This window comes from Mesorhizobium sp. M4A.F.Ca.ET.090.04.2.1, from assembly GCF_003999085.1.
Classification (GTDB): domain Bacteria; phylum Pseudomonadota; class Alphaproteobacteria; order Rhizobiales; family Rhizobiaceae; genus Mesorhizobium.
This window is the reverse complement of record NZ_RZOT01000163.1, coordinates 1-11,027: the sequence shown is the minus strand read 5'-3', so window position 1 is coordinate 11,027 and position 11,027 is coordinate 1. Positions and strand designations below refer to the sequence as shown.

Annotated in this window: 10 protein-coding genes and 1 pseudogene; 5 read left to right on the top strand and 6 right to left on the bottom strand. The window is 65.6% G+C overall.

Translation table 11 applies throughout. The features are described from left to right. The 4 genes from EN781_RS13850 to puuE all read right to left on the bottom strand — a co-directional run. The coding region (locus EN781_RS13850) for a nucleoside deaminase (RefSeq protein ID WP_145965500.1) at positions 1 to 340 on the bottom strand (340 nt) is incomplete at its 3' end. A 19-nt stretch (positions 341 to 359) separates the two neighbouring features. Next, positions 360 to 851 carry an ureidoglycolate lyase gene (locus EN781_RS13845; RefSeq protein WP_126056968.1) on the bottom strand — a complete coding sequence of 164 codons (492 nt, stop codon included), beginning with the start codon at positions 849 to 851 and terminating at the stop codon, positions 360 to 362. Beyond that, positions 848 to 1,711 (bottom strand): bifunctional allantoicase/(S)-ureidoglycine aminohydrolase, encoded by an 864-nt coding sequence (locus EN781_RS13840; protein ID WP_126056969.1) that lies wholly within the window; start codon positions 1,709 to 1,711, stop codon positions 848 to 850. Before EN781_RS13840 ends, EN781_RS13845 begins: the two co-directional genes overlap by 4 nt. Before the next feature lie 68 nt (positions 1,712 to 1,779). Continuing rightward, positions 1,780 to 3,204: an allantoinase PuuE gene (puuE, locus tag EN781_RS13835; protein WP_126056970.1), complete on the bottom strand. Its 1,425-nt coding sequence runs from the start codon at positions 3,202 to 3,204 to the stop codon at positions 1,780 to 1,782. 194 nt (positions 3,205 to 3,398) lie between these two features. Between puuE and uraH the strand changes: the two genes are divergently transcribed. From uraH to EN781_RS13810, 5 genes are all read left to right on the top strand, one after another. Then, on the top strand, positions 3,399 to 3,773 hold the full coding sequence (uraH, locus tag EN781_RS13830; protein ID WP_126056971.1) for a hydroxyisourate hydrolase: 375 nt from the start codon (positions 3,399 to 3,401) through the stop codon (positions 3,771 to 3,773). 3 nt (positions 3,774 to 3,776) lie between these two features. Further along, complete coding sequence (gene xdhA, locus EN781_RS13825; protein WP_126056972.1) at positions 3,777 to 5,258, top strand: xanthine dehydrogenase small subunit; 1,482 nt, start codon at positions 3,777 to 3,779, stop codon at positions 5,256 to 5,258. Then, entirely contained in the window at positions 5,258 to 7,600 is a 2,343-nt protein-coding gene (gene xdhB, locus EN781_RS13820) for a xanthine dehydrogenase molybdopterin binding subunit (protein WP_127400064.1), read from the top strand. Before xdhA ends, xdhB begins: the two co-directional genes overlap by 1 nt. A gap of 62 nt (positions 7,601 to 7,662) precedes the next feature. Continuing rightward, entirely contained in the window at positions 7,663 to 8,565 is a 903-nt protein-coding gene (gene xdhC, locus EN781_RS13815; protein WP_126056973.1) for a xanthine dehydrogenase accessory protein XdhC, read from the top strand. Between the two features lie 135 nt (positions 8,566 to 8,700). After that, complete coding sequence (locus EN781_RS13810; RefSeq protein WP_126056974.1) at positions 8,701 to 9,537, top strand: PhzF family phenazine biosynthesis protein; 837 nt, start codon at positions 8,701 to 8,703, stop codon at positions 9,535 to 9,537. Here EN781_RS13810 and EN781_RS13805 read toward each other — a convergent pair. Beyond that, the gene (locus EN781_RS13805; RefSeq protein WP_126056975.1) at positions 9,534 to 10,802 is read right to left on the bottom strand and encodes an LLM class flavin-dependent oxidoreductase; all 1,269 of its coding nucleotides are present in this window, start codon (positions 10,800 to 10,802) and stop codon (positions 9,534 to 9,536) included. The genes EN781_RS13810 and EN781_RS13805 overlap by 4 nt on opposite strands. Beyond that, positions 10,799 to 11,027: pseudogene (locus tag EN781_RS34330) on the bottom strand (nitrilotriacetate monooxygenase); the annotation flags it as partial. The pseudogene EN781_RS34330 and the gene EN781_RS13805, both read right to left, overlap by 4 nt.

Below are 11,027 nucleotides of genomic sequence, written 5' to 3'. Positions count from 1 at the left end.
CGTGGCTGAAGAGGTAGTAGAAATTGTCGAAGCCGGTCCAGGTGATGGCCGACAGGCAGAGCGAGCAGGGTTCGTGCGTGGCGAGAAAGATCGCGTCGCTGGTGTCGACGCGCTCGGCCTTCGGCATTTCGTAAAACCGCTTCAGGCAATGCACTTCGCCGTGCCAAAGCGGGTTTTCGATCTCGTTGTTGGTCTCGGCCAGCACCAGCGAGCGGTCATCCTTCCTCAGGATCGCGGCGCCGAACAGCTTGTTGCCATGCGCAACGCCCTCGGCCGTCTTCGGCACGATGTCGTGCTCGATGACGTCAAGCAGGCGGTCGATCAGTGAAATGTCGGTCATGACGGGTAATCTCGGGCGTTCAGGGAAGGTGGATCTCGTAAGAGTGCGAGAAATGGCACTCCTCGAGGTTGGAGCCGTCGCCGCCGCGGTCGACGATCAGGAAGTCCTGCGCCTCGCCGATCGGCGTCAGCACGCCGTGCCAGAGGTTGCGGCGGTAGTTGATGCCCTGGCCGGGCATGGTGATGAAGGCGTGCGGCTCGCCTGGGCCATCCTTGCCGTCATGACAGACGACGACCAGGAATGGCCTTGGAGACAGCGGAATGAACGCCTGGCTGCCGAAGGGATGGCGCTCGACCATGGTCAGCTTGAGCGGCATCTCATAGGGCGTGCCGCGCACCATGGAGATCAGCACGCGCGCATTGGGCCCAGTCGCCTCCGCGGTGGCGAGATCATGGTAGCGCTCGGCCTTGCCGCCGTTGATCGGGTAGTGATTGGCGCCGCCCATGTCGATGACGTCGCCGAACGGGGCGAAGTTTTCGCGCGTCAGCGGCCGGGCAACGATGCGGGTCACCGCGCCCGCCCCGCTATGCCGGCGCCGCCGAGCTTGGCGTGCCGATTGACGTCCTTGTAGAGCAAATAGCGGAAATTGCCCGGGCCGCCGGCATAGCAGGCCTGCGGGCAAAACGCGCGCAGCCACATGAAGTCGCCGGCCTCGACCTCCACCCAGTCCTGGTTGAGGCGGTAGACCGCTTTGCCTTCGAGCACATAGAGCCCATGCTCCATCACATGCGTCTCGGCGAAGGGGATGACCGCGCCCGGCTCCAGGGTGACGATGGTGACATGCATGTCATGGCGCAGGTCGGCGGGGTCGACGAAGCGCGTCGTCGCCCAGCGGCCTTCCGTGCCGGGCATCGGGCTCGGCGCGATGTCCTGCTCGTTGGCGAAGAAGGCCGGCGGCGTGTCGAGGCCATCCACCGCCTCATAGGCCTTGCGCACCCAGTGGAAGCGGACGGCGGCAGCGCTTTCGTTGCGCACCGTCCAGCCACTGGCCGGCGGCAGGAAGGCAAAGCCGCCTGGGCGAAGCGCATGCTTCTCGCCGGCAAGCGAAACACTGAGCTCGCCCTCGACGACGAACAGCACGCCCTCGGCGCCGGCATCCGGCTCCGGCCGCTCGCTGCCGCCACCGGGCTCGACCTCGACGATGTATTGCGAGAAGGTCTCGGCGAAGCCCGACAGCGGCCGCGCGATGATCCAGACCCTGGTCTTGTCCCAGAACGGCAGCGCGCTGGTGACGATGTCCTGCATCACGCCCTTGGGGATGACGGCGTAGGCCTCGGTGAAGACGGCGCGACCGGTGAGCAGTTCGCTCTGGCCGGGATGGCCGCCATGCGGTGCGTAGTAGGTGCGCTCGGGCGTCTTGATCATGTCCATAGTCCTGATCCTCAGAGCAAATCCAGTGTGTGACGGTCTTTCGTCCGGAGTTGCGTAAAACCAAACACTTAGAGCGGCAGCATGTCTTTCAGCCGAAGCAGCGCGATGCGCTCGACCTGTTTGCAGGCGGTTTCGAACTCGGTGGCGCGGCTGTTGCCGATGCGCCGCTCGAACTCCGCCAGGATATGGTCCTTGCTCTTGCCCTTGACCGCGATGATGAAGGGGAAGCCGAAAGTGGTGACGTAGGCGGCGTTGAGCTTGGAGAACAGCTCGCGTTCCTTGTCGGTCAGCGCGTCGAGCCCGGCGGAGGCCTGCTCCCTGGCCGATTCCGCCGTCAGCCGCCTGGCCTTCGCCAGCTTGCCGGCAAGGTCGGGATGGGCGTTGAGCACGGACAGCCGCTCAGCCTCGGTTGCGGCGCGGAAGACGCGGCAGAGCGCATTGTGCACGCCGCTGGCGCTGTCATGCGCCGGGCCGAGTTCCAGCTCATAGGCGCGCTCGGCGACCCATGGCGAATGCTCGAACACGCTGCCGAAGGCATGGACGAAGGCCTCGAACTCCATCCTCGACGGACGCAGCGCCGGCGCCTGGTAAGGATGCGTCTCGCGCCAGTGGCTGGCGATGTCGATGCGCCGCGCCAGCCAGACCCGGTCGTGCGATTTCACATAATCAACGAAGCGCTTGAGCGCCGCGACGCGACCCGGCCGGCCGACCAGCCGGCAATGCAGTCCGATGTTCATCATACGCGGCCGGCCGGCCTTGCCCTCGGCATAGAGCGTGTCGAAACTGTCCTTCAGATAAGCGAAGAACTGGTCGCCGGAGTTGAAGCCTTGAGGCGTGGCGAAGCGCATGTCATTGGCGTCGAGCGTGTAGGGGATGACGAGCTGCGGTTTGTCCACCCCGCCGCGATCGAACCAGTAGGGCAACTCGTCGTCATAGGTATCGGAGACGTAGTCGAAGCCGCCCTCCTCGGCGACCAGCCGCACCGTATTGATCGAGGTGCGGCCGGTGTACCAGCCGGTCGGCCGAGCGCCGGTCACCTCGTAATGCAGCCGGATCGCCTCTTCGAGGTCTCGCTTCTCGTCCTCGGGCGAATGATCGCGGTAGTCGATCCATTTCAGCCCGTGCGAGGCGATCTCCCAGCCGGCCTGCTGCATGGCCGCCACCTGGTCGGGCGAGCGCGCCAGCGCCGTGGCGACGCCGTAGCAGGTCACCGGCACTAGAGCTTCAGTGAACAGGCGGTGGAGCCTCCAGAAGCCGGCGCGGGCGCCATATTCGTAGATCGATTCCATATTCCAGTGGCGCTGGCCGAGCCAGGGGGCAGCGCCGACGATCTCCGACAGGAAGGCTTCCGAAGCCTTGTCGCCGTGCAGCACGCAGTTCTCGCCGCCTTCCTCGTAATTGACGACGAACTGCACCGCGACATGCGCGCCGCCAGGCCATTTCGGGTCCGGCGGATTGGCCCCGTAACCGCGCATGTCCCGTTCGTAACGCATCGTCACTCCTGCCCGACTGTTGAGATGAAGATATCGAAAGGAGTGCTCGTGCATTCCCCCGAAAATTTTTGAAAGTGCTTTTTGTCGTGCTCCGCTCGACCGGGACTTATGCATCGCCTTTAATTGGCGCACAATTGACCAGAAGACGTTCGACTGTACCGGCCAATCGGTCGTACTGGAAATGGGAGACGGCAGTGGCAGAAACGTCGAAAGCCGATGGCGGGCGCCTGACGACCCATGTGCTGGATACTGCCACCGGCAGGCCGGCCAAGGGCCTGTCGATCGAGCTTTTCCGTATCGAGCGCCAGGCGCGCACGCATCTGAAGACGGTGGTCACCAATGATGACGGCCGCTGCGATGCGCCGCTGCTTGTCGGCGCGGACTTCCGCACCGGCGAATACGAGCTGGTGTTCGCCGCCGGCGACTATCTGCGCGGGCAAGGGACGAGCCTGCCCGAGCCGGCCTTCCTCGACATCGTGCCGATCCGCTTCGGCATGGCGGAAGAACGCCACTACCATGTGCCGCTGCTGATCTCGCCCTATGGCTATTCGACCTATCGGGGGAGCTGAGACATGGCCAAGGTCAAGACCCGAAACGAAATCCGCTTCATTCTCAATGGCGAGGATGTCGCGCTGGTCGATGTCGCGCCCGATGCGACACTGCTCGACTGGCTGCGGCTCAATCGGACGCTGCGCGGCACCAAGGAAGGCTGCGCCGAGGGCGACTGTGGCGCCTGCACGGTGCTGGTCGGAAGGCTTTCGGCCGGCAAGCTGATCTATGAAGGCGTCAACGCCTGCATCCGCTTCCTCGGCTCGCTCGACGGCACGCACGTCGTGACCGTGGAGCATTTGCGCGGCGACGGCGAAAAATTGCATCCGGTGCAGCAGGCGATGGTCGACTTCCACGGCTCGCAATGCGGCTTCTGCACGCCAGGCTTCGTCATGTCGCTCTACGCGCTGTGGATGCGCTCGCCCGACCCGTCGGACGCGGCGATCGAGAAGGCGCTGCAGGGCAATCTCTGCCGCTGCACCGGCTATGAGGCGATCATGCGCGCGGCGCGTGCCATCTCCAGCTACGGCAAGGCGGCGAAGGACCCGCTGGCGGCGGAGCGCAAGGCGATCACGGCAAGGCTCGCGGCGATGAAGGACGGCGCGCGCGTCGAGATCGGCTCGGGCAAGGCGCGGCTGATCGTGCCGGCCAATGCGGACGATCTGGCCAAGCTGCTCGACAAGGAGCCGAGTGCGACACTGGTCGCCGGCTCCACCGATGTCGGCCTCTGGGTGACCAAGCATATGCGCGAGATCGCGCCGGCGGTCTTCATCGGCAATCTCGACGGGCTGTGCGCGATATCCGAGGACAAGGGCGTGATCTCGATCGGCGCCGGCGTTACCTACTCGGACGCCTTCGCGATGCTGTCGAAGCGGATACCGGCGCTCGGTCCGCTGTTCGACCGTATCGGCGGCGAGCAGGTGCGCAACATGGGCACGATCGGCGGCAACATCGCCAATGGCTCGCCGATCGGCGACACGCCGCCGCCGCTGATCGCGCTCGGCGCGCGGCTGACGCTGCGGCGCGGCAACAAGCGGCGCACCATCCCGCTCGAGACCTTCTTCATCGCCTACGGCAAGCAGGACCGGCGGCCGGGCGAATTCGTCGAGGCCGTGCATGTGCCGGTGCCGGCCAAGGCGACAAAGTTTGCCGTCTACAAGATCACCAAGCGCCGCGACGAGGACATCACCGCCGCCCTCGGCGCGTTCCATCTCGCCCTGACCAAGGACGGCACCGTCACCGACATCCGCATCGCCTATGGCGGCATGGCGGCGACGCCGAAGCGGGCTTTTGCCGTCGAGAAGGCGCTGCTCGGCAAGGCCTGGACGGAGGAAACCGTGGAGACCGCGATGGCCGAATACGCCAGCGATTTCACGCCGCTGACCGACATGCGGGCAAGCGCCGAATATCGGGCGCTGGCGGCGAAGAACCTTCTGCTGCGCTTCTTTGTCGAGACCACCGGCACCAGGGCGCCGCTCCAGGTCTCACGCTACGAGGCCGCCTGATGACCAAGCACGTCCCCAACCTGAAGGCGCAGAAGATCAAGGGCGGCGTCGCCAGCGATCAGCGCCACGATTCGGCGCACAAGCATGTCAGCGGCACGGCGGTCTATATCGACGACATGCCGGAGCCGGCCGGCACCCTGCATGGCTGCCTCGGCCTTTCGGCGGCAACGCATGCCACCATCACCAGGATGGACCTTTCGGCGGTGCGCGCGGCGCCCGGCGTCGTCGACGTGCTGACGGCAAAGGATGTGCCCGGCGAGAACGACATCTCGCCGACCGGCCGCCATGACGAACCGGTGCTGGCGGACGGCAAGGTCGAGTTCTACGGCCAGCCGATCTTCTGCGTCATCGCCGAGACGCGCGAACAGGCGCGCCGCGCCACCCGGCTGGCCAAGGTCGAATACAAGCAATTGCCCTTCGTCACCGACATCGGCGAGCTAAACCCAAGGAAGGACAAGCTCGTCACGCCACCGCTGACGCTAAGGCGCGGCGACGCGGCGGCGGCGATCAAGGCGGCGCCGCGCAAGCTCAACGGAAAGATGCGCGTCGGCGGCCAGGAGCATTTCTACCTGGAAGGCCACATCGCCATGGCCATCCCCGGCGAAGACGAGGACGTCACCATCTATTCCTCGACCCAGCATCCGAGCGAAGTCCAGCATATGGTGAGCCACGCGCTGGGGGTGCCGAGCAACGCCATCACGGTGGAAATCCGCCGCATGGGCGGCGGCTTCGGCGGCAAGGAAACACAGGGCAACCAGTTTGCCGCGCTCGCCGCAATCGCAGCGAAACGGCACCACCGGGCGGTGAAAATCAGGCCCGACCGCGACGACGACATGATCGCCACCGGCAAGCGCCACGACTTCCTCATCGACTACGAGGTCGGCTTCGACGATGATGGCAACATACTCGGCGTCGACTTCATGTTCGCGGCGCGCTGCGGCTTCTCCTCGGACCTGTCGGGCCCGGTGACCGACCGCGCGCTGTTCCACTGCGACAACACCTATTTCTGGCCGGCGGTGCATGCGCAGTCGGCGCCGCTTTACACCAACACGGTGTCGAACACCGCTTTCCGCGGTTTCGGCGGGCCGCAAGGCATGGTCGGCGCTGAGCGCGTCATCGACGAGGTCGCCTTTGCCCTCGGCAAGGATCCGCTCGAGATCCGCAAGAAGAATTTCTACGGCACCAGTGACCGCAACATCACGCCTTACCACCAGACGGTCGAGGACAACATCATCCACCGCATCATCGCCGAGCTGGAGGCGAGCTCGAACTATGAGCGGCGCCGGCGCGAGATCAGCGCCTTCAACGCCAACAGCCGCTTCATCAAACGCGGCCTAGCGCTGACGCCGGTCAAGTTCGGCATCTCGTTTACCGCCACACACTACAATCAGGCGGGCGCGCTGGTGCATGTCTACACCGACGGCTCGGTGCATCTGAACCATGGCGGCACCGAGATGGGGCAAGGGCTCTACCTCAAGGTGGCGCAAGTGGTGGCGGAAGAGTTCCAGATCGACCTCGACCAGGTGAAGATCACCGCCACCACCACGGGCAAGGTGCCGAACACGTCGGCGACCGCGGCGTCGTCCGGCTCCGACCTCAACGGCATGGCGGCGCAGAACGGCGCCCGCCAGATCAAGGACCGGCTGACCAACTTCGCCGCCGAAAAATACCAGGTGCCGCGCGACCAGGTGCTGTTCCTGCCCAACCGCGTGCGCATCGGCAATCAGGAGATCGCCTTCGCCGACCTCGTCAAGCAGGCCTATATGGCGCGCATCCAGCTCTCGGCTGCGGGCTTCTACAAGACGCCGAAGATTCACTGGAACCGCGACAAGGGTGAAGGCCGGCCATTCTATTACTTCGCCTATGGCGCCTCGTGCTCGGAGGTGTCGGTCGACACGCTGACCGGCGAATATGTGGTCGAGCGCACCGACATCCTGCACGAGACCGGCCGCTCGCTGAACCGCGCCATCGACCTCGGCCAGATCGAGGGCGGCTTCATCCAGGGCATCGGCTGGCTGACCACCGAGGAACTTTGGTGGGACGAAAAAGGGCGGCTGCGCACCCATGCGCCGTCGACCTACAAGATCCCGCTGGCGTCGGACCGGCCGAAGATCTTCAACGTCACGCTGGCCGACTGGCCGGAGGCGTACGAGCCGACCGTGCATCGCTCCAAGGCGGTCGGCGAACCGCCCTTCCCGCTCGGCATGTCGGTGCTGCACGCGCTGTCGGACGCGGTGGCGAGCGTCGCCGACCACAGGATCTGCCCGCGCCTCGACGCGCCGGCGACGCCAGAGCGGGTGCTGATGGCGATCGAACGGCTGAAAGCCGCAAGACCGGCTTGAACTGGGCCAAAGGTGCAATTCGGGGCGAAAAACTCTATATTTCCGTATCGGGAATGCAGACGATGAACTCGACAGTGCAAAGCCTGAAGGATTTTCTCGGCCAAGCCGGCCGGGCCGCGCTGGTCGAGGTCGCGGCAACCAAGGGCTCGACGCCGCGCGAGACCGGCGCCTTCATGCTGGTCTCGGCCTCGGCGATTTACGGCACGATCGGCGGCGGCCAGCTCGAATATATGGCGATCGACAAGGCGCGGCAGCTGCTGGGCGGGCGGACGCCATCGCGATCTGCCACCGATGAGGCTCGGATCGAGGTGGACGAAGTCTGCGCCACGCTCGACGTTCCGCTCGGGCCCGAGATCGGCCAGTGCTGCGGCGGGCGCGTCGAGGTGCTGATCCGCCCGGTCGATGGGGCACTCGAACAAGAGCTGATCGCCAAAGCCGAGGTCGAGGAGGCGCACCTACCATATGTCTATGTCTTCGGCGGCGGTCATGTCGGCCAGGCGCTGGCGTCGGCGTTGGCGCTGCTGCCCATCCATGCCGTCGTCGTCGAGACGCGCGCCGAAGCGCTCGAAGGGATGCCGGAAACGGTCGAGACGAGGCTGACGCCGATGCCTGAGGCCATCGTGCGCGAGGCACATGCCGGAGCCGCCTTTGCGATCCTCACCCACGACCATGCGCTCGATTTCCTGATCGTCGCCGAGGCGCTGAAGCGCGGCGACGCCGCCTATGTCGGCATGATCGGCTCCAGGACCAAGAAGGCGACGTTCAAGAGCTGGTTCCTGAAGTCGACCGATGGCAGCGAGGCGGAATTCAACCGCCTGGTCTCGCCGATCGGCGGCAATGCGGTGAAGGACAAGCGGCCGCCGGTGATCGCGGCACTTGCCGCCGCTGAGATCATGACGGCGCTGGTCTCGCATGCCACTGAGGCGACTGCCTCAAGCACGTCCGAGAAGGCGATGGCCGACTGAGGTCAGTCGCCAGGCGCCGGCGGCGACGCTGCTGGGATATGACCTCCGCTCACAGCTGCTCGTCGCTTTCTTCATTTCCCAAATCGTTCCGGAAAGTGTTTTCTGCGCGCCTCACAGGCACGAGGCGGACCCCTGATGGACGTATTGAGAATTGCGGCGTTTTCGGATGGCGACACCGGCGGCAACCCGGCCGGTGTGGTGATCGGCGATGCTTTACCAAATGCCATCGAAATGCAGCGCGTCGCGGCCGAGGTCGGCTTTTCGGAAACAGCCTTTGCGGCGCCGGAAGGCGATGGCTGGCGGGTCCGCTATTTCTCTCCGGAAAGCGAAGTGCCGTTCTGCGGCCATGCCACGATTGCGCTTGGTGCTGCGCTGGTGCGGCAGTTCGGCGACGGGATTTTTGCGCTGACCCTCAATCAGGCGAAAATCACCGTCGAGGGGTTTCGTGACGGCGCCAACATCGTCGCGGCGTTGCAGTCTCCCCCGACGCGCAGCAGATCGGCCCCGCCAGAGCTTGTCACCGAAACGCTGGCGCTGTTCGGCTACAGGACAGAGGATCTCGATCTGGCCATTCCGCCGGCTTTGATCCATGGCGGCGCCGATCATCTGGTGCTGGCGCTGAAGTCACGCGAGGCGCTGGCTGCAATGGCCTATAACCTGAAGCGCGGGCAGGCGCTGATGCGGCGCGAAGGGCTGGTGACGATCCTGCTCGCCTTTGCCGAGACACCCAGACTCTTCCACACGCGCAACCCGTTCGCGTCGGGCGGCGTCTACGAGGATCCCGCGACAGGAGCTTCGTCCGCCGCCTTCGCCGGCTATCTGCGCAACCTCGGCTGGCCGCATGGCGGCGCGATCGACATCGTGCAGGGCGAGGACATGGGCATGCGCTCAAGGCTGCATGCCGACATTCCGTCTCAGCCAGGCAGCTCGATCAGGGTATCCGGGACGGCTCGCCTGATGGACGCCGGCTAAGCAGCTGATGCCGGCCCTTTCAGGCCGAGGTGCTCGCGCAAGGTGCGGCCTTCGTATTCCGTACGGAACAGGCCGCGCCGCTGCAGCTCCGGCACGACCAGGGCGCAGAAGGCGTCGAGCTCGCCGGGGAACCAGGACGGCATGACGTTGAAGCCGTCGGCGGCGCCGCCTTCGAAGCGCGCCTGCAATTCGTCGGCGATCTGCGCCGGCGTGCCGACGATCCGCCAATGACCGCGGGCGCCGGCGAAATGGCGGGCAAGCTGGCGGATGGAAAGGCCGTCGCGGCGCGACTGCTCGACGACCAGCGCCTGCCGGCTCTTCATGCCCTCACTCTCCGGCAGTTCCGGCAGCGGCCCGTCGATCGGATAGCGCCAGAGGTCGGAAATGCTGAGATAGCTGGAGAGCAGCGCCACGCCGACCTCGTCCGGGATCAGCTCCTGCAATTCCTCATGCTTTGCCCGGGCTTCCGGCTCGGTCGCCGCGACGACCGGCGCGACGCCGGGCATGATCTTGACGTCGCCCGACGTGCGCCCATAGGCAGCGAGCCGGCCCTTGACGTCGTCATAGAAGGCCTTCGCCTCCTCAAACGTCTGGGCCGCGCTGAACACGACATCGGCGGTCCTGGCAGCGAGGTCCTTGCCGTCCTCCGAGGCTCCGGCCTGCACCATGACCGGCGCGCCCTGCGGCGAACGCGGCAGGTCGAGCGCGTCCCTGACGGAAAAGCTCTGGCCGTCATGATTGAGGCCGCCACTGCCGGCGCCACGCCACAGACCTGCGACCACAGCGGCGAATTCCCGGGCGCGTTCATAGCGGTCGGCATGCGAACGCAGGCCCATCGAGCCGAAATTGGCGGCTTCGATATTGCTTGCCGAAGTGACCAGGTTCCAGCCGGCGCGGCCGCCGCTCAGCTGGTCGAGCGAGGCAAAGGTGCGCGCCAGCCCGTAGGGCTCGTTGTAGCTGGTCGAAGCTGTCGAGACGAGGCCGATGCGCCCGGTCTGCACGGCGATCGCCGAAAGCAGGCTGATCGGCTCGAAACCGATCGAGCGCGAGGTCTGGCTGGCGATGCCGACATTGGCCTCGCGCAGGCCGGCGGCATCCTCGCAGAAGATCATGTCGAGCTTCGCCGCTTCGGCCGTGCGGGCGAGTTGTATGTAGTGGCCGATGTCGATGCCCGCGGTGACATGCGCCTTTGGATGGCGCCAGGCGGCGATGTGGTGGCCTGTCGCCCACAGGAACAGGCCGAGCTTCATCTGCCGCGGGCTCATGGTTTGCCTCCCGCCTCGAGTCCGAGATGCTGGCGCAACGTCGCTTCGGCACGTGCGGATTGAGCCAGGCCGCGACGCTGCAACTCCGGCAGCACGCGATCGGCAAAGGCCTCAAGTGAAGGAAGATCAGCCGGCAAAGCAAAATTGAGGCCGTCGCAGCCGTTCGAGTCGAACCCCGCTTCGAGCCTTTCGGCGGCCACGGTCGCAAACACCTTAAGTGTTTCC

Excerpts from the sequence above, each read along its gene's own strand:
- EN781_RS13840 (WP_126056969.1), bottom strand. The coding sequence starts at position 1,711 with ATGGACATGATCAAGACGCCCGAGCGCACCTACTACGCACCGCATGGC.
- puuE (WP_126056970.1), bottom strand. The coding sequence starts at position 3,204 with ATGCGTTACGAACGGGACATGCGCGGTTACGGGGCCAATCCGCCGGAC.
- xdhA (WP_126056972.1), top strand. The coding sequence starts at position 3,777 with ATGGCCAAGGTCAAGACCCGAAACGAAATCCGCTTCATTCTCAATGGC.
- xdhB (WP_127400064.1), top strand. The coding sequence starts at position 5,258 with ATGACCAAGCACGTCCCCAACCTGAAGGCGCAGAAGATCAAGGGCGGC.
- xdhC (WP_126056973.1), top strand. The coding sequence starts at position 7,663 with ATGAACTCGACAGTGCAAAGCCTGAAGGATTTTCTCGGCCAAGCCGGC.
- EN781_RS13810 (WP_126056974.1), top strand. The coding sequence starts at position 8,701 with ATGGACGTATTGAGAATTGCGGCGTTTTCGGATGGCGACACCGGCGGC.
- EN781_RS13805 (WP_126056975.1), bottom strand. The coding sequence starts at position 10,802 with ATGAGCCCGCGGCAGATGAAGCTCGGCCTGTTCCTGTGGGCGACAGGC.